Annotated in this window: 13 protein-coding genes; 8 read left to right on the forward strand and 5 right to left on the reverse strand. The window is 62.9% G+C overall.

All coding sequences use genetic code 11. The annotated features are described in order from the left end of the window. Window positions 1–94 precede the first annotated feature (94 nt). The 5 genes from ACP2YO_RS25820 (at window position 95) to ACP2YO_RS25840 (ending at window position 6,412) form a co-directional block, all read left to right on the forward strand. The gene (locus ACP2YO_RS25820; protein WP_426433991.1) at window positions 95–1,477 is read left to right on the forward strand and encodes an MFS transporter; all 1,383 of its coding nucleotides are present in this window, start codon (window positions 95–97) and stop codon (window positions 1,475–1,477) included. Between the two features lie 515 nt (window positions 1,478–1,992). Then, window positions 1,993–3,453 carry a hypothetical protein gene (locus ACP2YO_RS25825; protein WP_426433992.1) on the forward strand — a complete coding sequence of 487 codons (1,461 nt, stop codon included), beginning with the start codon at window positions 1,993–1,995 and terminating at the stop codon, window positions 3,451–3,453. A 58-nt stretch (window positions 3,454–3,511) separates the two neighbouring features. Then, window positions 3,512–4,282 carry a hypothetical protein gene (locus ACP2YO_RS25830; RefSeq protein WP_426433993.1) on the forward strand — a complete coding sequence of 257 codons (771 nt, stop codon included), beginning with the start codon at window positions 3,512–3,514 and terminating at the stop codon, window positions 4,280–4,282. Between the two features lie 4 nt (window positions 4,283–4,286). Beyond that, a complete protein-coding gene (locus tag ACP2YO_RS25835; protein ID WP_426433994.1) occupies window positions 4,287–5,300 on the forward strand; it encodes a hypothetical protein in 1,014 nt (337 codons plus the stop codon). Between the two features lie 23 nt (window positions 5,301–5,323). Continuing rightward, complete coding sequence (locus ACP2YO_RS25840; RefSeq protein WP_426433995.1) at window positions 5,324–6,412, forward strand: hypothetical protein; 1,089 nt, start codon at window positions 5,324–5,326, stop codon at window positions 6,410–6,412. Window positions 6,413–6,566: 154 nt separating this feature from the next. Here the strand turns inward: ACP2YO_RS25840 and ACP2YO_RS25845 are convergent, their stop codons facing one another. Then, entirely contained in the window at window positions 6,567–10,253 is a 3,687-nt protein-coding gene (locus ACP2YO_RS25845) for a DUF3971 domain-containing protein (RefSeq protein ID WP_426433996.1), read from the reverse strand. Between the two features lie 228 nt (window positions 10,254–10,481). On the opposite strand from ACP2YO_RS25845, the gene ACP2YO_RS25850 reads away from it, so the two are divergent. Both ACP2YO_RS25850 and ACP2YO_RS25855 read left to right on the forward strand, forming a co-directional pair. After that, window positions 10,482–11,186: a redoxin domain-containing protein gene (locus ACP2YO_RS25850; protein WP_426433997.1), complete on the forward strand. Its 705-nt coding sequence runs from the start codon at window positions 10,482–10,484 to the stop codon at window positions 11,184–11,186. 99 nt (window positions 11,187–11,285) lie between these two features. Beyond that, window positions 11,286–12,650 (forward strand): peptidoglycan DD-metalloendopeptidase family protein, encoded by a 1,365-nt coding sequence (locus ACP2YO_RS25855; protein ID WP_426433998.1) that lies wholly within the window; start codon window positions 11,286–11,288, stop codon window positions 12,648–12,650. 318 nt (window positions 12,651–12,968) lie between these two features. Here the strand turns inward: ACP2YO_RS25855 and ACP2YO_RS25860 are convergent, their stop codons facing one another. Continuing rightward, window positions 12,969–14,204 (reverse strand): ABC transporter substrate-binding protein, encoded by a 1,236-nt coding sequence (locus ACP2YO_RS25860; protein WP_426433999.1) that lies wholly within the window; start codon window positions 14,202–14,204, stop codon window positions 12,969–12,971. 160 nt (window positions 14,205–14,364) lie between these two features. Here ACP2YO_RS25860 and ACP2YO_RS25865 point away from each other — a divergent pair, with 160 nt between their 5' ends. Further along, window positions 14,365–16,518, forward strand: a complete 2,154-nt coding sequence (locus ACP2YO_RS25865) for a carbamoyltransferase C-terminal domain-containing protein (RefSeq protein WP_426434000.1) — start codon at window positions 14,365–14,367, stop codon at window positions 16,516–16,518. Between the two features lie 38 nt (window positions 16,519–16,556). On the opposite strand, the gene ACP2YO_RS25870 is transcribed toward ACP2YO_RS25865, so the two are convergent. From ACP2YO_RS25870 to ACP2YO_RS25880, 3 genes are all read right to left on the reverse strand, one after another. Continuing rightward, window positions 16,557–17,426: an NAD(P)-dependent oxidoreductase gene (locus ACP2YO_RS25870; protein WP_426434001.1), complete on the reverse strand. Its 870-nt coding sequence runs from the start codon at window positions 17,424–17,426 to the stop codon at window positions 16,557–16,559. A 3-nt stretch (window positions 17,427–17,429) separates the two neighbouring features. Then, window positions 17,430–18,561, reverse strand: a protein-coding gene (prfB, locus tag ACP2YO_RS25875; protein WP_426434002.1) for a peptide chain release factor 2 whose coding sequence is annotated in 2 segments (ribosomal slippage) — window positions 17,430–18,491 and window positions 18,493–18,561 — 1,131 coding nt in all. Because the reading frame shifts where the segments join, the coding sequence is not laid out codon by codon here. Between the two features lie 106 nt (window positions 18,562–18,667). Beyond that, on the reverse strand, window positions 18,668–21,151 hold the full coding sequence (locus tag ACP2YO_RS25880) for a penicillin-binding protein 1A (protein ID WP_426434003.1): 2,484 nt from the start codon (window positions 21,149–21,151) through the stop codon (window positions 18,668–18,670). Window positions 21,152–21,385: the final 234 nt, after the last annotated feature.

Here is a 21,385-nt window from a genome sequence, read left to right on the forward strand (position 1 = left end):
ACACCATGCTGTCAGCAGGCTTGGCGTGTGAGGACGCCTAGCGAGCGCTTGATTTTGGACGATGTATTTTGAATCCCGACCGCGCAGGGACGGCATGCACGATCGTACATCCGAAGTGAAACAAGACCGATCGGCCCTCGTCACGTTTGCTCTTGGCCTGGGCACCTTCCTGACGCTGTTCGACGTGACCGCGGTCGTGGTCGCTCTGCCCGGAATCGCCAAGAACCTCGAATTTTCGGTCGCCGGCGCTGCCTGGGTGATCGACGCTTACAGCCTCGCCTTCACGGGAGCGCTGGTCGCCTCCGGCGCGCTTGCCGATCGCTTCGGTCGCCGCCGTTCGATGCTGGCCGGCAACGCCGTGTTTCTCGTTGCGTCGATCGCGTGCGGCGTGGCGACGAATGGCCAGATGCTGCTGGCTGCACGCGCCGTGCAAGGGATCGGAGCGGCCTTCATGGTCACGGGTGCAATCGCGCTTGTCGCCGGCGCATTTCCTGACCTCGATCGACGGGCTCGGACATTCGGCACCATCGGGATCATTTCCGGCGTCGCCATGGCACTGGGCCCGCCGCTCGGCGGCCTGCTCGCCTCGTGGTTCGGTTGGCGCTGGATATTCCACGCCAACATTCCCTTCTGCATCGCGCTGGCCCTCGCCGTGCCCCAACTTGTGGCGGAGACGCGCGCGCCGAGCCAACGTCCGCTCGACCCTGTCGGCGTGGTGTTGCTGACGATATCGCTGGGCCTGGCGATCGAGGCGCTGCTTCGGCGCGACGACACGCTGGCCCAGAGATTCTCGCTCCTCGCCGGCGGCGCCACGGTGGCGATCCTGTTCGGCTTGCAGCAATGGCGCAGTCCGCACCCCGTCTTCGATCCCCGCGTGTTCGCGACGCCGGTGATGATCGCGGTCGGTGCACTGTTGACGGCTATTCAGTTCGGCTATTGGGCCGTGCTGGTCTATTTGCCGCTGTTCCTGGTCGCCAGTTTGTCTCTCGGCGTGGAGATGGCGGGCATGGCGCTGCTTGCAGCAACAGTGCCAATGCTCCTGATCCCGCTGCTGGGTGGTCGCTTTGTGACACGGTGGGGATGGCGACGCTTCTTCATCGTTGCGTTCGCCATCCTCGCCATAGGCGACGGATTGCTTGTCCTGGCTGCTCTCGCCGGCGACACGATGACATGCACGGCTGCTACATTCGGGGGCATGCTCACGATCGGTGTTGGAGCGGCGCTCGCGAACCCGCAAATGTCGAACATCGTCCTGGCGCTCACACCATCCGCGCAAGCCGGAATGGCTTCGGCGGCGACGATGATCGTGCGTCAGGCCGGCTTCGCCGTCAGCATCGCCGCCTTGGGCGCAGCGCTTGCGACGACCGATACGGCAGCAGCGTTCGCGGCACCATTTTCGCTGGGGGCGTTGATCTCGCTCTGCGCCGTGATCGTGGCGCTGGTCCTGCTTCCGGCGAAGTCGCCGTCGGCGCGCTAAACTAGCGGGCTGTTGAAAACGCCGAAGGGAACCGGCTTCCCTGCGCCGTTTGGATACCGCCCGCTCCCCGTCGGCCCGGCAAGCCTGGCAAGCTCAACACCAAGAAGCTCTGTCTGCCTTATGCGGAACGGGCGTCTGACCGTGCGCAAGCGTGGTGGCGGCACGGGCCGTCCCCACAGCAGTGCAGTGCTGGTGTTCGCAGGCCCCTTCGGATTTGCTCTTCGAATCTGATTTTCGGCGAACCTGGTAGCGCATCCCCACCTCGGCCACATTGGGGAGCGAAAGTGACTTAGAGCGATCGGGTGACCGCCTGGAAGACCACAGTAGCCTATGCCACGGCTCGCAATCCCGCTAGGAGTTGCCACCACGACTGGGCATCAGTCGCCGCGGATAGGGCCCGTGCACCACCTATACTCCATCCCGACGAATCAGGCAGTTGAGATCATGCGGTTCGGCGTGATCGCAAAGTCGAGGCAACGGGTTGCCGCAACGCCAGGTACTAACTGCAGACCGAGATGACCATGAGCGCCCCCGGAACCCGCCCATCTGCCATTGCGCGTATTCGGGCGTTGTTGAATCAACCTACCCATTCCTATCGCCCCGCGACCACAGTTTTTCTCGACCTGAACGTGGATCGTGTCGGAGAGCAGTTGCAGCTCGCCGCACGTGGAAGTGAACGCGGCTCGCAGAACCGTCCGACGGCCGATGGGCAAACCCTGGATGACGTCGAACATCAGGTGGTCGAAAGAATAGAGGCGCACAAACAGGATTCACATTCCATCTATCTCGATCAACTCCACATCTATGACGAACGCATAACGGCCTTGAGCTTCGAAGAGCGCTTTGCGACCATCCAGCAAGCTGCGCCTGAAGCGGTCGGTGATTTCCGTGCTGAAGCCACCGTCGGGCGTGATGAGCTGTTTGTCCTGCGTCGTCGCCTCAATGAATCCGAGATCGAGCGCGAGCGCTTTCGCGCGCGTCACCGTATCGAGCGTCCAGCGCGCCTTGCGAGCCCCGGCAAGGTCATTCTGAAGATCGGCGTGCTTGCCATCCTGTTCATTATCGAGGTGGTCATCAACGGCAGCTTTCTCGCGAAGGCCAACGTCGGCGGTCTGCTCGGAGGCGCGGCGCAAGCCGTCACATTCGCCGCGCTGAATATCATTGCCAGCTTCTTCTGGGGGATGGTGCTGATAAGGCTTGTAAACCGTCGCAACTACTTCTTGAAGCTGATCGGCTCCCTGTCGTTCCTTGCCTACATCACGTTTGCGGTGGCGCTTAACCTGACGCTTTCAAATCTTCGCGAGATTCCGCCCGACGTCAGTGTCAGTGGCAACGTCGGCCAGGAGGTTCTGCATCGAATGCTTACAACGCCATACGCGTTGACCGATATCAATTCCTGGGTTTTCTTCAGCATCGGCCTTATCTTTTCGCTGATCGCGATGGCAGATGGCCTGCTGTTTTCCGACCCTTACATCGGCTATGCGGGCCTCGAGCGGCGGTGGATCGAAGCGACCAGACAGTTTTCCGATGCCAGAAGTGAACTGATCGAACGGCTTCGGGATATTCGCGAAGACGCAACTGAAACCATGAACGAGGCCGCGCGCGACCTCTCTGTTCGACGGAGCGAATTTGATTCCCTTTTACAGGGGCGCGCACGTCTCGCCCAACGTTTCAGCCAGCATCAAAATCAGATCGAACAGGCGTGTCGCGCATTGCTCGAAATCTATCGCGAAGCAAACCGACGGGCGCGCTCCAGCCCGGCTCCGGATTATTTTGCAAAAGCCTATACCATGGAACGCATCAGCTATACCGGTGCGGAACCGGAGTCCGGCGCGCGTGAGAATCTTCGACAAATGATAGCGGAAACCCAGGAGCTGCTGAGCCGGCAGATCAAGGCCATTCACGACGCCTTCGACAACGCCGTACGCACTTATCGCGAGATCGACGAGCTGTTGCCGGAGAAGAAGAATGTCTAGACGGCGTCCGAGGCAACGGAGCGCGCCGGGCTTCGGCTGGTCGGGAGTTGGCGGTGTCTTGCTCCTCCTGCTGGCGATCGTATCCGGCGGAGCTCTCGCCTATTTCTACCTCTCGACGCCTGCGCGACCGATCCTCGACGCTCAGAGCCTCTGTCCCGTCAGCGGCCCGCAAGGCATCACGGTCGTTTTGGTCGATACTTCGGATGATCTCTCCGAGACGACGCAGCGGGAAGTCCTGGGTCAGCTCGACGACATGATCACGACGCTTCCACCGTTTTACAAGCTCGACATCCGGGTTCTTGATATCGCAGGCGTTCGCAGCCGTTCGCTGTTCTCAAAATGCAATCCCGGCGACGGTGCGGGCTTGAGCGAGTGGACCGACAATCCGCGTATCGCCCGCTTGAGATGGATCGAGGATTTTCGAAAACCTGCCGCGGATGCGGTGAAGAACAGCATTGCAGCTGCGAAAGCGAAAAGCTCGCCGATCATGGCTGCCATCCAGGACATCGCCATCGACGATTTTTCCAGCGCGGCGAGCCAGAACGTCAGAAAAACGCTCTACGTGATTTCTGACATGATCGAATTCACCCCCGACTATAGCCAGTATCCCCGTGCGGGAGATCTTTCGTTTCAACGCTACAAGCAGTCTCCGGCCTTCCTGAAGTTTCGCACCGACCTGCACGGCGCGACCGTCATCATCCGTTACGTGAACCGGCAGCCAAACGGCCAGCCTTTGGTTGACGGCGCGAAGCACATAGAGTTCTGGAAAGACTGGATCGAGGACAACCGGGGTATATTTGGGGGAGCGAAGCGGCTCCAGGGAGCTTAACAACGTGGCCGCCAACAGAGCAATACCCAGCCTGCCACCCGGCCTGGTCAATGGCCTGTTGTTCTTTGCAGTGGTCATAGTCGGCAGCGGCTACATCATCTTCTCCAAGCTTAACGGCTTTGATGCCCTGGCGGTGACTGCGGTTCCCGTTCTGGTCATGATCGGATATGCCGTCCTGCTCGGGGCGCGACCGTTCCGGCTGCGTGATGATCAGTCGGGTGACAATCTCTACTACATGGGTTTCCTGTTTACGCTGACGAGTTTGGCGGTTTCGCTCTATCAATTTTCTGCGGCCGGCTCTGCCGAGCAGATCGTTCAGAACTTCGGTATCGCCATTGCTTCTACGATTGCGGGCATCACGCTACGTATCTTCTTCAACCAGATGCGCCGCGATCCGATCGAGGTCGAAGCGACGGCGCGGCTGGAGCTGGCGGAAGCCTCGCGGCGAGTGAAGCGCGAACTTGAGAGTGCCATCCTCGAATTCGGCTATTTTCGCCGCATGACCCAGCAATCGGTCAGCGACGCAGTGGACGAAGCGCGCGAGAGCATCGGCAGCGCACGCGAGAAGCTGGCTGGCGAGATCGAGAAGTTCGTCCTTGCCAAGGGCCGGCCCTTCGAGGATGCATCCAAACGGTCCTCTGAAACGCTCGACAGCATGAACGAAAGGACCGTTCAGATCCTCGAGGTATCCAGGCACTTGGTCCAAGAAGGCGAACAGCTCGCAAAAAGTACGGCCAGCGTCGTCAAGGCAATCGACTCGCTTCTGGCGCAGCTTGGATCGCTGCAAGCTCCGGGCAAAACTGTTGAGACCAACCTGGCGCCGATGATCGAGAGCCTGACGCGAGCGGTCGATTCGCTCTACAAGAGCGGAGAGACACAGTCCGAGAATATCGACATCAGTCTCAGGCAAACCCACAGCGTCGTCGTCGCCGTCAACCAGCTGTTGCAGGAAATACGGACTTTTGAAACGACGCGTTCTGACTCGGCGCCGTGGAGTGTGCGGCGCCGCGACGGATAGTCCCTGAATAGGCGAGTTTGGTCATGAACGGGCAAATACTTCGGCAGCGCTCTTCGTACCGGCAAGGTCTGGTCCTCGGTCTTACCATGGCCGAAATCATGATCTTGCTGGTGTTTTGCCTGTTGATCGCGATGGCAACATTCTTGAAGAGGGAAGAGACCAAACGTATCGCTGCCGAGCAGGAGCTTCAGCAGCAGAGGCTTCAAAATGAACGCGATCGTGGCGTCGTCGCTGCGCTTCGCGAGAGTGCTGCTCTCGCCGAAAAACTTGAGAGCGTGTCCGGCATCAGCGATCCCAAGGCGATTGACCAGTACTGGCGTGAACTTGTGAACAGTCGGGCGGTCGTGACGGACATCGAGAAGGGCGGCCTGTCGATGCAGCAGCTGCGTGAGGGTATGGCGACCGTCGCAATGCTCCGCGCAAACCACATTGATGTAGATGCGGCCATTCGTGATTCAGAGACCGTTGCCGCGATCAACCGCGCGATGACGACGCCCGGACAACCGCCTGTCTCGACGCAACTCATCCTCGATACCATTGCGCGAGGGTTGGCAGGCGCGGGGCCGACCGGCCATCAGTGGCCTCCCATTATCAGGATGAGCGAAGCCGATGGCTATTTCTTTAAATCCGGAAGTGCCGAGCTGTCGGCGGCTTTTCGCGGCACGCTGGTCAACACAACGCCCCGCGAGATACTGAACTACATCCAGAAGTACGACGTTGATGTGATCGAGGTCGTCGGCCACACTGACGAACGGCCGATCGGGATGCGCCAGTACTCCAATCTCGATCGAGACCTTCCGTCGGTTCTGGACAACACCGCCAACGTTGGCAGTCTTATTCCTGCAGACAACGCGGGACTTGGGCTGGCTCGCGCGGTCGCGGTTGTGAGCGTATTGCGCCAGAGCCCTCTGCTGGCCGGATACAAATTGCTGCCGTTGTCCGGTGCGCAACTGACGAATACCGATGAGACGCTGGCGATATCGGGGTCACCCGGAGATATTCAGCAACGACGGCGCATCGAAATTCGCTTGCGCAAGTCCGTCCCTCCCGAAGCGACCCCTACCGACGCGACAACAGACATCGGACCTGCGTCAATCGCCGTGCCGCCGTAGAGCATGATCCGAAAAAGTGTGAAGCGGTTTTCCCTCGCGACAAACGCGAAGCGTTTGCGCGGAGATCATGCCCAAGCAAGAAGCTAAGGCGCGATGATAATTCGAACCGATCTCATCGCGCTTTAGGCGATATCCGCATCGATCGTAGCTCAGACTAATTATTGGTCGGCGGCAGCTCGGTCGGGCTGGATGGATTGAAGTCAAATATCTTGCGCGACAGCCCGGGCGCGAGAGCCGAAATCGGGTTGACGCGCAGCACCGGCGCGCTCGGCGTGCCGACGACTTCGTAAGTGACGCCGATCAGGCCTTCGTCGCTGCCGGCGCCGAGGAAAATCCCGAAGAAGGGAATCTGACCGAACATGTTGTTCAGCCCGTACATCGGAATGAAAGTGCCGTTCATCCGCACCTGGCTGCCGACATAATCGATACTGCCCTGGATGGTTGCGCCGATGCTTGGTCCCTTGACGACGCCCTTGCGGATCGTGAGCTGACCGCTCTGACGCGTGAACTCGGCTTGCAGCGCAGAAAACGCGATGCCGTTCTGCGTGCTGACCGGACCGCCGGCGACGGCGCGGTCGAGCTGAGCTTCACCCTTCACCGCGAAATCGCGGATATTGATGTAGCCTTCCTTCGGGCCCGCATCGGGCGTCGGCGGCTCCATTGCAAGCGTGAGCTGGCCGCCGACCACCTTCGAATAGGTGTCGATGAAACGCAGGAACGCGCCGGCGTCGGCGGTCTGCAGGTAGATCACCTCGTGTCCCTGCTGACGGCCGCGCATGTCGACGCTCACGGGCGTATCCCGTCCGACCTTGCCACCCAGCGCGAACGCCTTCACGAAGCCGTTGCGGCGCGACATCTTGGCATCGACGCTGCGGATCGCCTCGCCATTGAAGCCCGCCACCGCGCCGAGCTTGACGTCGATATCGAAGTCGATGTTCTTTGTCTTGCTCTTGGCGTCGCTGTCACGGCCGGAGATCGCCGATTTCAGGAAGCCGCGGCCATCGAAGACGTCGCCGCGCATCGTCACCTTCACCACGCCGTCCGGCCCGCGATCGGCCCGCAGCGAAGTCTTGTCGCCCTCGGAAGGCGCATAGACCGGGAAGTTCGCATTCATGAGGTCGCCGTTCGGGTCGACCTCGATAGCGCCCTTGATCGAGACGCCGCCGCCCTCGACCACGATATCCTCGAACCGGGTCGACTGCGGCTTCGGCACCACGTTGAAGGTCGCCTTGCTCGCCCTGCCGGATGCCTTGACCCAGCCGGGTAGGATGTTGTCGAGCTTCAACGCGGTCAGGTCGGCTTCGACACCCATCTTGGTGCCGTTGTCGCCGCTGCCGATCTTGCCGGTCAGCTTGACCGGGATCGCGCCTGAGACCGCCGGACCGAAATCGAGACCGAGCCGCGCGCGGCTCGCGTCATCCAGCGTTGCCTGCAGCTTGACGTCGGCATCGCCATCGGCCGGCTTGCGATAGTCGAGCGACGCCGCCTGGCCGTTGATCTTGACGTCGCCCTTGACCTGAAAACCGGCGTTGCTGGCAATCACCTTCAGCGTATTGGCCTCGAGCTTCTGGTTCATGACCAGCTTGTCGACCGCGACACCGGCGATATCAGCGGTGACGGAATAGACCGTATCGGCCTTGGTCAGTTCGCCTTTCACCGGCATGCCGAGATTGATGATCGCCGACACGTTGCCCTTGCTGGCATTGGGATCGATCGGCGGCCCCGAGAGATCGCTGAGGCGGTCTGAGGCAAGGATTTCCGCAGCCGCCGGCACCGGGCAGTCGACCCGGAACTTGACCTTCGCGGGCGACGGCTTTGGCGCCATGTCGGGCACCTCGAAGGTGAAATCCGACAGCGTGATCTTGCGGCCCGCCGGCGTGTCGGCGATGCCCTGGCCGATATTCACGGTCGCGGTGCGGCCGGTCACCCTGGCCTTCAGGTCGGCATCATGCACCGCGGGCATCCCGTCGACCGGGCGCACCGTGACGCCGGATGCGACGATGTTGACCGAGAGACCGTCGTCCGGAATTGGCGGCCCCTTGCGGGACAGGTTGTGCACCGGCGAATTGACGCCGACATCAATGCGCTGGAGCGTGCCGCGCTCGATCCGTTCGATCACCCATTCGCGCACCTCGGGCACGATGATGGTCGGCCACATCCGTTTCAGGGCGGACGCCGACATCGGCGTGCCGGCGAACCCGAGTTGCAGCCGCGCCTCGCCGGAATAGTCGATACTGCCGGTTCCGGCGACGCCGATCTCACCATTGCTGATGTCGGCCTGGGTCAGCAGCACTTTCTTCTTCTCGGTGTCGAAGCGGAACGCGACGTTGATGCGGTTGAAGATCAGCGGCGGCTCGTTGTCGATCCCGGCCAACACGATGGTGCCGCCCGACAAGCCCGCCTGCCAGTCGGTGACATTGTCGTTCGGGGGCTCGAGATGGCCGAGCAGCGTGATCCGGTTGGCGCCCGAGACGATCTTGATCGGCGCCAGCAGCACGCGCCGTCCGGCATCCCACTCGACGCTCATCTCCGCCGAATCGAGCGCCATCGGATAGCTCGGCGTATCGGTGTCGAGGATGTTGCCGGCCCCCGTGGTGACCTTGCCACGGAAATAGGTCGGCACGCCGTCGCGGCCGAGTTCGCCCTTGAGTTCGCCCGATAGCTGCAGGTCGGCGGTATAGGTGAGGTCCTTGGTCCTGAGCGCGAGCAGGATGTCGCTGGCGGAGACCTTGTCGGCCTTGATGTCGACCGAGCGCACGCCATCCGTCTGCGGCCCGACCAGCACGCGCACCGACCAGGGTTTGGCGCCCTCCTCGCCGAAGCTCAGTGCGACGCCGCCGCCGCTCGGCCGCCGCAGGCTCAGGCTGATATTCTCAAAGCTCCATTTGTTGCCGCGCTGCTGATCGTCGACGACGAGATTGCCGTTCTTCAGGCCGATCTCGTTGAGGTTCTGGCCGTCGAGGCCGGTCAGGCTGAGGCTGTCGAGCCAGTCGAGACCTGCGAGCAGGCCGTTCTGGGCCGGCAGCTCGGATAGTGCGGCCGTGGCGCTCTCGGGCGCGGCGGCCGGCGGTACGGCAGGCGCGGGTCGCGGGAATGTCGGGGCCAACCCCGCTTCCTTCTTGGAAGCCACGCCGGTGGCAATCGGCTTTGCGGTGTCACCGGCGGAGACCGTCACATAGCCGTCCGGCGTGATGCGCACGGACAGTTCTGCGTCGACCAGATTGAGGCTCTCCGCCCGCAATTGGCCCATGAGCAACGCTGTTCCCGACAACCGCACCTCGGCCTTCGGCGCGCTCGCGACGATCGCGTGGTCGCGGTCGCGGACGATGATGTCGCGGATCCGCACCGCGATCCTGATGCGGCCGGCGCGTTCGATCTGGGTTCCGCCGACCTCGACGGTATTACCGTGACCGATGTTTTCCTCGATCGCCGCTGCAAGCCATGGCGTCGCCATCTCGAGATTGATCGGACCGGCGCCGAGCCGCCACCACAGCGCGCCGAAGCTGACCGCGAAAATCACCACCAGCACCGCGAGGACCAGGCCGATGCGTCGCAGCCAGCGCCCGCCGTTCAGCCAGCGCTGCAGGCCGGCGCAGAAATCGGTAAAGCGATGAATATTGGTATTGGAACGCGCGAGCAGCCGCCGCGCGCGGTGGCCCGCCGCTTCGTCCTGATCGTCCCACCCGGCCTGATCTTCCCATTGCGAGAATTCGGCCTCGGCGCGCGGGTTTGGCCCCTGCGGCGGCGTAATCCTGGCCATTGCCTCTCGGTGCTGGCGGTGAGTTTGATCGCCGCCATCGGGACGCCCGTCGATTCGTATCGAGCGCTCCTGTGCCGGCATCGCGGCGTGTCCCTAGTTTACAGTGTTAATCGCTGGCCGACCCAAGAAAGGACGAAAGCAACCAATCAAAAGCCTGCTCAACGAGCGGACGGATAACGCGTCGAATTCCTTGTAACCATACTCCGAGGCCATCAGACTTGCCCAGCGGCGGATGCGAATCCTGCCGCCGCGAATGAGACCCGCAATACCCCAATGGTTGAGCCGCGGAAAGCGACGAAAGGAAGGCGTATGTCCAAGAAAACGCGCAAGAAATCCTCCAACACAACCGGAAAGCGGGCCGCAACAAAAATTGCTCGCAGCGCAGGCATCGGCACAGGGAGGTCCGCGGCGAAAACCCGCAAGGCGGCTGTCAAAACGTCGAGCAAGACATCGAGCAAGGCCGCCGAGACCGATAAGGCCAAAGCCTCGCACAAGGCTCCCTCGAAACCGTTAAAGCCCAAACCGGCGGCCGCGACCAAATCTGGCGCGGGAGTTCTGGCCGAAGGCGCCCAAGCCCCCTCCTTCAATCTGCCGCGCGACGGCGGCGGCAATGTCTCGCTCAAGGACTTCGCTGGCAGCAAGCTCGTGCTGTTCTTCTATCCTCGCGCCGACACCCCGGGCTGCACCCGGGAGGCGATCGACTTCACCCGGCTGAACCAGGCCTTCACGGACGCCGGTGCCGTGGTGCTCGGCATATCCGCGGATACGGTTAAGGCACAGGAGTCGTTTCGAAACAAACACCAATTGTCCGTCCCTCTGATCTCGGATGAGACGCATCAGATGCTGGAGGCGTACGGCGCCTGGGGCGAAAAATCCATGTATGGCAAGACCTTCATGGGAATTATTCGCACGACGGTTGTGGTGGATTCGGAAGGAAAGGTCGCCCGAATCTGGCGCCATGTGAAGGTTGACGGCCATGCCGACCAGGTGCTTGAGGCGGTCCGGTCGCTCTAACTGGAGAGACTCCGTTTCCAAAAAATTAACCATGGAAAGGTCAAATCGCTCCGCAAACTAGCCGTACGGAACTTGGTCCGACCGGCCGCGGGAGTGCCGATGTCGAGCCGGTCCGGTCATCATCTCGAATACGCCAAACACCATCATCCACAGGACCATGGCCGAGCCGCGCCACGCCGTACGGCGGCCCATTCCGCGCCGGGAGCTCCGGCTGCGGCAGCCTCGGGGGCCGGCTATACCATCGCGCATGCCGGCAAGCAGGTCCGGTTCGGACCGGTTGTGTTCTGGATTGCGGTCGGCACCGTGGTCATGCTCGGCATGTGGTCGGCGGCGACCGCCACCTATTTCGCGTTCCGCGACGACGTCCTGACCCGGCTGATCGCCCGCCAGGCCGAAATGCAATACGCCTATGAAGACCGCATCGCGGAACTCCGCGCCAAGGTCGATCGCACCACCGGCCGCCAGCTGCTGGACCAGGAGCAGTTCGACCAGAAGCTCGACCAGATCATGCGCCGCCAGTCCGCGCTGGAATCGCGTGCCACCGCGCTCGGCACCATCCCGGACGCTGCGGTCACCGGATCGATCAAGCCGCAGGGCCATGCTGACGCTGCGCCGTCGTCGGGTACGCCAAAGCCGTCGCCGATCAGCGACACCGTGATCTTCGTGGCGCCGCCGGATCGCGAGGCGCGTCTGGAATCGCGCGCGCCGTTGACTGCGAAGGCGCAGCCGAGCCAGTTCGCCAAGGTCCAGGGCGTCGACAACGCCATCGTCCGCCTGCAGACCTCGCTCGACCAGGTCGAGCGGCGCCAGCTCGCCGCGCTCTCGTCGGTCGAGGACGGCATCGATTCGCGGGTGCGTCGGATGCGCGGCGTGATCAGCGATCTCGGCCTCAACATGGCCCAGCTCGAGGCGGCGACGCCGCGCGCTGGCATGGGCGGACCGTTCGTGCCGGTCAAGCTTCCGGCCGATGCCGGTGCGTTCGAGCGCCAGCTCTATCGCATCAACATCAACCGCGCCCAGATGCAGCGTCTGAACCAGACCCTGGCGCTGGTGCCGTATCGCAAGCCCGTTGTCGGCGAGGTCGAATTCACCAGCGGCTTCGGCGTGCGAACCGATCCGTTCCTCGGCCGCCCGGCGATGCACACCGGCCTCGACTTCCGCGCCTCCACCGGCGATCCCGTCCGCGTCACCGCCAACGGCAAGGTGGTGTCGGCGGGGTGGGCCGGCGGCTATGGCCGCATGGTCGAGGTCGACCATGGCAACGGCCTCTCCACCCGCTACGGCCATCTCTCCGAGATCAACGTCAAGGTCGGCGAGGTCGTGAAGATCGGCCAGGTGATCGGCGAGGTCGGTTCGACCGGCCGCTCCACCGGCCCGCATCTGCACTATGAAACCCGCATCGACGGCGAGGCGGTCGATCCGCAGAAATTCTTGCGCGCCGGTGTCCGCCTGAGCGCCGGCTGAGACTTCTCGCGGCGACGCCCGAGCTGCGGCGCGTCCGCAAGGAATAGGCATCGCCCCTGGCACTGATTTGCCCGACGGCGCAAGCGGCTGCGGCAAAAATATTCTGATTTTCGGAAGCGCAGCTAAATGCTGTGGATATGGCCGTCCCACCCGATTGAGGGGCGAGCGCACGTCACGAACGCGCGGTGGTGCGGTGGACGCCGATCATGCGAGAGACGAACGCGTGTGAGGCGGACGGCGAAGTCGTGCAGGCCTGACGCCCTGGTGGAAGGTGTCCCTCGCAAGACGCGTAGCCGGACTCGCATGATCGGCAAACGGCTACCTCGTTGCCTCGTGCCCGACCTCGCCGGTAATGACGTCGCCGAACAGTTCCCAGGCCTCGCCGTTGAACTTCATCAGCTGCATCTGCTCGATCGGAAAGTAGTCATCCGGCCCGGTGTTGACCATGACGCCGGGCAGCATCAGGTCGGAGTGAAAGTTCTTCAGATTGGCCGCCTGCTTCATGACATTCTCGCGCGTGAGATTGTCGCCGCACTGCTTCAGCACCTGCACCATGGCCTCCGCCTCGGTGTAGCCATAGACATTGTTGGCGTTGGTCTTGTCGCCGTCCGGATAATATTTGTCCATGAAGCTGCGCCAGCGCATGACGGCCGGATCCTTGTCCCAGGTCGGATCGGTCGGGTCCTTGAGATAGGCCGTCGAGATGATGCCCTTGGAGTATTCAAGCCCCGCCGGCTTCAGCACCGAGGCGACCGAGGTCGCGGTGTTGGCGAGAAAGAATTTCGGCTTCCAGCCGAGCTCGCCAACCTTGCGGATCGCCTGCGCCGAGCCCTTCGGGGCGGCCCAGGAGAAGAAGATGTCCGCACCCGAATCGTGCAGCGCGACGATCTGGGAATCGATCGAGGGGTCGCTGACCTCGTAGGATTTGTCGGCGATGATCATATTGGCCTTGTCGCCAAGCCCGTCCTTCAGGCCCTTGACCTGATCCTTGCCGGCATCGTCGTTCTGCCAGAACACCGCGATCTTGCTGTTGGGAAAGTTGTCTCTGATGTACTTGGCGTAGATCCGCCCTTCGCTCTGGTAGTTGGGCTGGAAACCCATCGTCCAGGGGAAGTTCTTCGGGTCGCCAAATTTAGTGCCTCCGGAAGCGACGAAGAGCTGCGGCACCTTTTTGGCATTCATGTATTTCATGATCGCCGCGTTGGACGGCGTGCCGAGCGGCTGGAAGATCAGCAGCACCTCGTCGCTCTCGACGAGCTTGCGCGCCTGTTCGATCGCCTTCGGCGGCGAATAGCTGTCGTCGTAGCTGATGAAGTTGATCTTGCGGCCGTTGATGCCGCCCTGGTCGTTGATCATCCTGAAGAACGCGGCCTCGGTCTTGCCGATCACGCCGTAGGACGACGCCGGGCCGCTGTACGGCATGATATTGCCGATCTTGATTTCGGTATCGGTCGCGCCGGGATCGTAGCCCTTCTGTGCAAACGCCGCAGTCGCGATCAATGCAGCATTTGCGAAGGCCGAGATCGCGACAATATATGGGCAACGAACTGGCATCATTTCCTCCCGATTTCTGTCGTTGGTTTTGACGACAAGTCTCGCAAGTCGTGCATGTGCTTGCAAGCACCGGGTTTTTTCGCCGGACGAAACGGCGTTGTTGCCTGGCGTGATTTGTGTTTGATGATTTATCGGGGACTCACGAGTCGAGGCGGTCTGATTGCCTAAGCGGAAAATACGTATCGGTCCGCGCCATCCGCGCCTCGCGGCTGCCGGTTACGAACTGACGCGCAGGGTCACCGAATTCGCGATGGAACGCCGTGGCCTGCACAAGGCGAACAGCGACTATGCGAAACGCACGCTCGCCTCGATCCGGGAACGGCTGCAGCGTGGCGAGACCGTGTACATCGCAGGGCTCGCCGGTCCCGGGATGCACAACACCGGCGTGGCGCTGGTCGAGGTCACGCAAAGCGAGGGCCCGCGACTGATCGTCAACAACGAGGAAGAGCGCTTCTCCGGCAACAAGCACACCACCGAATATCCGCAAGCGTCGCTGCACGACATGCGCGAAGTGCTGCGGCGAATGGGTCGCGATATCGGCGATATCGCAGCCTTTGTCACGACGTGGGATTATCTGGCGCTGTTGCCGATGCTGATCCGGACGTCGTTGGAGGAAGCGCCCGCCAGCCTGAAACTGCTGCACGCGCCGATCTCGCCCGCGATCAGGCTGCGCCAGCTGGACCAGGTGCGCCGCCTGTCGCCCAAGCTCGGCCGCGAGTTCGGCCTTGCCGAACCCTTGCCGCTGATCTGCATGCCGCATCACGACAACCACGCCTGGTTCTCGTTCGCGGCCTCACCTTTCGCCGACCACCACGGACCGGTCGCGATCGGCGTGCTCGACGGCACCGGCGATGCCGGTTCGATCTCGCTCTATGTTGCCGAGAACGGCGAGATGAAGCAGCTCTACTGCAACGACAGCCTGTTCGACTCGCTCGGCGCTTTCTACAGCGTGATCTCGTCCAGTCAGGGCGGCTGGACCTGGCTGTCCAGCGAAGGTCGCTACATGGGCGCCGCCGCCTGGGGCGACATGAATCGCGCCACCAATCCATATTATCAACGGCTGAAGGAGGTGCTGCAGCTCGGTCCTGACGGCAAGGTGCACCTCAATCGCGAGATGGCGAACTGGTATTGCGATCCGGTCGACAATCCCTACAAGGCGCCCCTGATCGAGATCCTCGGCCCGCCGCTGCGGGAAGACCAGCTCTGGAATCCCGACGCCATGCTGCGGGTGGAGGACATCCACCACCGTCCCGATACCAAGGATCGGCTCGACAAGGCCGCCGCGACGCAAATGGTCTTCGAGGACGCGATGATCCATGTGGTCGATCATCTGTTGCGCATCACCGGCACGGATCGCTTGATACTGACCGGCGGCGTTGCACTGAACGCGCTCGCCAATATGCGTCTGCTCGAGCATTTCGACGAGGCCTGGTTCGCGGCGGCGCAGCAGCGCAAGACGCGCCTTCATTTGTGGGTGCCGCCGGTGCCCGGCGATCCCGGCGTGCCGATCGGCGCGGCATGGCTGTTCTCGCACATGGCCGGCGCACCGCGCGGCAAGCCGCTGTCGCACGCATTCTATTGCGGCCTGCCGCCGACGCATGACGACATCACGGCGGCGCTGAAGGCCGACGATGTCGCCTCCATCGGGATCGGCAGCATCGTAACGCCGGAGGGACGCGACGCGATTGCGGACCTGATGGCCTTCATGGTCGCCCAAGGCGGCGTGATCGCGATCTACCAGGGTGCCGCGGAGACCGGCCCGCGCGCGCTCGGTCACCGTTCGATCCTGGCAAACCCCTGCGATCCCGAGGTGCGCGAGCGGCTGAACGAGCGCGTCAAATACCGCGAGGCGATCCGCCCGCTGGCGCCGATGGCGACACTGGAGGCCGCACGCGACTATTTTGTGCTGGAAGATGGCGCCTCCGACGACGGCTACAACGCGTATTACTACATGGTGCTGACGGCGCATTCGAAGCCGCAGGCGCGCGAGAAGATTCCAGCGGTGGTGCATGCCGACGGCACCGGCCGGATCCAGGTCGTGAGACCCGACGACGATCCCCTCACCTACGCTTATCTGAAGGCGCTCGGCCGCCGCATCGGCATCGAGATGTCGGTCAATACGTCGTTCAATGTCGCCGGTCCGATCGCGCAGACGCCGGCCCAGGCGATGGACACGCTGCGCCGCTCCAACGGGCTCGATGTGGTGGTGCTGGTCGCCGACGACGGTGTCGCCTACGCCGCCTGGCACGGCGGCGCGCGCGACAGCGGACGCTTTACGGGCTGGTATGCGGACTGGAAGAAGTCGCGCGGCTGATGCATGTCAGCGAGAGCCGACGTTGCGAACATTTCAACCTATTTCGGCCGCGACACGATCTCGATCATCTGGCCTTCGTCGGCATCGGGCGCATGGGACTTCGCCTTGTCATACGCCGCAAGTGCCGCGCGGCTGACGGGTACGTCAGGCAGCAACGTCTCGGCCAGCCGCACCGCGTAGGCGGCGTCCTTGTGGCGCAGTGCAGCGGTAAACGACGCGCCGGAGAAGTCGCGGGCGACCATCCGCTTGGAATGCCGGATCACTTGCGGGCTCGCGATCGCGCCGGTTCCAAGCGCTTCCGCCACCAGCTTCATGTCGAGGCCGGCCTGCTCGGCCATCGCGACGCCTTCGGCGAGGCTCGCGATCTGCACCGCGCCGATCAGGTTGTTGATCAGCTTGAACACCGTTCCGGTACCGACGGCGCCGAAATGACGGATCGTGCTGCCGATCGGTGCCAAAAACGGCTTGGCCTTGTCGAGATCGGCCGGTTCGGCGCCCACCAGCAGCGTCAGCTTGCCGGCGGCCGCCGCCTCCGGCAGTCCGGTGACCGGACAATCGATGTAGATCAGCCCGCGGCTGCGCAACTCACGCGCCATGTCGAGCGTGTGCTGATACGACACCGTCGAGCACTCGATTGCGAGCGTGCCGGCCTTCATGGTCGCAGCAGCCCCGTCCTTGGTCAGCCACACCGCGCGCGAGGCCTCGTCGTCGGCCACCATGGTGATAACAGCATCGGCGTCGATGGCAGCATCTTCCGGCGAGGTCGCCCATTGTGCGCCGAGCGCAATCAGGCCTTCCGCCTTCGCCTTGCTGCGATTCCACACCGCGACGGTGAAGCCCGCATCGAGGTAGCGGCCGGCCATGCCATGGCCCATCCGCCCCAATCCGATGAAGCCAACGCGTTGCATGGGCTAATCCACATCCTCGACTGCGCCGGGCCCTGTCCCGAAAGCGCGCTGCGCCAGCGTCGCGGCCATGAACTCGTCGAGATCACCGTCGAGCACGCCCGAGGTATCCGATGTCTGCACGCCGGTGCGCAGGTCCTTGACCATCTGATAGGGTTGCAGAACGTAGGAGCGGATCTGGTGGCCCCAACCGATATCGGTCTTGGCGGCCTGATCGGCGGCGGCCTGCGCCTCGCGCTTCTTCAATTCGATCTCATAGAGCCGGGCGCGCAGCATGTCCCACGCCTGCGCGCGGTTCTTGTGCTGCGAGCGGCCGGCCTGGCAGACCACGGCCACGCCGGTCGGAATATGCGTCAGCCGCACCGCGGATTCGGTCTTGTTGACGTGCTGCCCGCCGGCGCCGCCCGACCGCATGGTGTCGGTGCGTACGTCGGATTCCTTGATGTCGATCTTGATCGAGTCGTCGACGACCGGAAAAATCGCCACGCTGGAAAACGATGTGTGCCGGCGCGCGTTGGAATCATACGGCGAGATCCGCACCAGCCGGTGCACGCCCGCCTCGGTCTTCAACCAGCCATAGGCATTGTGACCGCTGATCTGGATGGTCGCGGATTTGATGCCGGCCTCTTCGCCCTGGGTCTCTTCGAGATATTCGATCTTGAAACCGTGCTTCTCGGCCCAGCGCGTGTACATGCGCAGCAGCATCTCGGCCCAATCCTGGCTTTCGGTGCCGCCGGCGCCGGCGTGGACCTCGAGATAGGAATCGAACCGGTCGGCCTCGCCCGACAGCAGAGCTTCGAGCTCGCGGCGGGCGACTTCCTTCTTGAGCGCCTTGAGCGCGGCCTCGGCTTCCGCCACCACGGCTGCGTCGTTCTCGGCCTCACCGAGTTCGATCATACCGATATTGTCGTCAAGTTCTCGCTCGACCTTGCCGATACCGGAAAGCGAGTCCTCCAATGAGGTGCGCTCCTGCATCAGCTTTTGGGCCTTCTGGGGGTCGTTCCAGAGATTGGGATCTTCAGCGAGCTTGTTCAGCTCGGCGAGGCGCGCCGTCGATTGATCGACGTCAAAGATGCCTCCTCAGCAGCCCGACTGACTGCTTGATCTCTTCAACAAGGCGTTCGATTTCGGCGCGCATGGCTCTTCAATTGTCCGGTGCAATGGTTGCGAGGGATGTAGCGAGGGGCGGGGCAAAGCGCAATCGGCTCAGCCGCGCTGTCCCGGTGATTTGGCCCGAAGGCGCGCTAATACAATCCGCCGGTTCCGGGGCGCATGAACAGACCCGTATCAGGCTGCTGCCCCTGCGATGGCTGCGGCCCGCGGCCATCGGCGTCGGCGACGCTGGACGAATAGCCCTCCGGCGGCGCCGTGCCCGGCTTGAACGCCTCCAGGATGGTGTTGCCGCCCCCGCCCGGGCCCACCCGCGTGCCGGTCTTGGAATCGACGCGGATCAGCTTGATGCCGGCCGGAATCTTGAATGGCGTGGCCGGCTTGTCGACGAGCGCGAGCTTCATGAAGTCCCGGGCGATCGGAGCCGCGGTATGACCCGCCTGCGCCGTTCTGCCAAGCGAGCGCGGCTTGTCGTAGCCGAGATAGAGACCGATCACGAGGTCCGACGAAAAGCCGACGAACCAGAGGTCCTTGGCGTCGTTGGTGGTGCCGGTCTTGCCAGCGATCGGCTTGCCGACATCGCGCATGACGGTCGCGGTGCCGCGCTGAACCACGCCCTCCATCATCGAGGTGATCTGATAGGCGGTCATGGGATCGAGCACCTGCTCGCGGCGGTCGATCAGTTGCGGCTCGGGCTGGCTCTTCCAGCCGCCGGGCGCGTCGCAGCCGCGGCATTCACGCTGGTCGTGCTTGAAGATGGTGTGGCCGTAGCGATCCTGGATGCGATCGATCAGCGTCGCCTTCACACGGCGCCCGCCATTGGCGAACATCGAATAGGCCGTGACCATGCGCATGACGGTGGTTTCGCCGGCGCCGAGCGCATAGGAGAGATAGTTCGGCAGTTCGTCATAGACGCCGAAGCGCTTGGCGTACTCACCGATCAGCGGCATCCCGATATCCTGCGCCAGCCGCACCGTCACCGTGTTGAGCGAATGCGTCAGCGCGTTGCGCAAGGTGGTCGGTCCGTAATAGTGACCGGTGGAGAAGTTTTCCGGACGCCAGACGCCGCCGCCCTGCCCCTGGTCGATTTCGATCGGGCCGTCGACGATGATGCTCGACGGCGTATAGCCATTGTCCAGCGCCGCCGAATAGACCAGCGGCTTGAACGCCGAGCCGGGCTGCCGGTAGGCTTGGGTCGCGCGGTTGAACTGGCTCTGATCGAACGAGAAGCCGCCGACCATCGCGAGCACGCGGCCGGTCCATGGATCCATTGCGATCATGGCGCCCGAGATTTCAGGCAATTGCCGCAAGCGATACTGGCCGTCGACCGCGTTGCCGTCCTTGTTCACCAGCGGATCGGCATAGATGACATCGCCGGGCTGCAACACCTGCGAGACGGCCGTCGGCGTCTTGCCCTTGCTCCTCGCCCAACGCACGCCATCCATCGTGACGATGCCGGTCTGCCGGTCCTTGCTGACCGCACCGCCAAGCTCACGGCCCGGCTGGAAGCCGATCCGCGCCGACTGGTCGCTGGTCTCCAGCACGACAGCCATCCGCCACGGCGAGATGTCGGAGAGCGACTTGAGGTCGGCGAGCTTGACACCCCAATCGCCGGAAACGTCGAGCTTCTGTATCGCGCCGCGCCAGCCCTGCGCCTCGTCATAGTTGACAAGACCGGCGGCCATGGTCTTGCGCGCCATGACCTGGATTTTCGGATCGAGCGTTGTGCGGACCGACAGGCCGCCCTCATAGAGCTTCTTTTCGCCGTAGCGTTCGAAGATGTCGCGGCGGACTTCCTCGGCGAAATATTCGCCGGCGAAGATGTGAGCTCCGTTAGAGCGGTTGGTGACAACAAGCGGATCCTTGCGCGCCGTGTCGGCATCCGCCTGCTTGATCCAGCCGTTTTCGAGGAGACGATCGATCACGTAATTGCGGCGCTCGATCGCGCGGTCGCGGTTGCGCACCGGATGCAGCGCTGCTGGTGCCTTCGGCAGCGACGCCAGATACGCGGCTTCCGCGACCGTCAGTTCGTTGACCGACTTGTCGAAATACACCAGCGACGCCGCGGCAATGCCGTAGGCGCCGAGCCCGAGATAGATTTCGTTCAAATAGAGCTCGAGGATCCGATCCTTGGAATAGGCGCGCTCGATGCGCATCGCGAGCAAGGCTTCCTTGATCTTGCGCGCGAACGAGACTTCATTGGTCAACAGGAAGTTCTTTGCAACCTGCTGGGTGATCGTCGAGGCGCCCTGCGGGCGGCGGTTGGAGCCGTAGTTCTGCGCATAAAGAAGCGCGGCGCGAGCCATGCCCTGGTAGTCGATGCCGCCGTGCTCGTAGAAGTTCTTGTCTTCGGCGGCGAGGAACGCGTTGATCACAAGCTTCGGCACCGCCTGGATCGGCAGATAGAGCCGCCGCTCCTTGGAGTATTCGCCGAGCAGCGCGCCGTCGGCCGCATGCACGCGCGTCATCACGGGCGGCTCATAGTCCTGCAGCTGCGAATAGTCCGGCAGGTCCTTGGAGAAGTGCCAGATCGCGCCCGCCACGCCGGCGACCCCGACCAGGAACAGGACGGTTCCGGCGGCGAACAAGAATCCCATGAACCGCACAAGCAGGCGCATTATCGAAGTTCCGTTCCTACCCGTTGGCGCTCGGTTCTCAGAAGCGCCGGTCCTAACGTGCGAAGCGTCTCACGCAACGAAGCCTGGGCGCAACAAGCCACCGTCGCGCATGCCGAATATACAAAAGCCGTCAGAACAATATGGTCGATTCCGAAGCTCTGCGGTCGGTTTTCTATACCGTCGCAGCTGTGGCCAAACTAGGGCTTCCGTTGCGCGATCCGCCCTTTCACCCAG

Origin of the sequence: Bradyrhizobium genosp. P (assembly GCF_049949265.1) — a bacterium.
GTDB lineage: Bacteria > Pseudomonadota > Alphaproteobacteria > Rhizobiales > Xanthobacteraceae > Bradyrhizobium.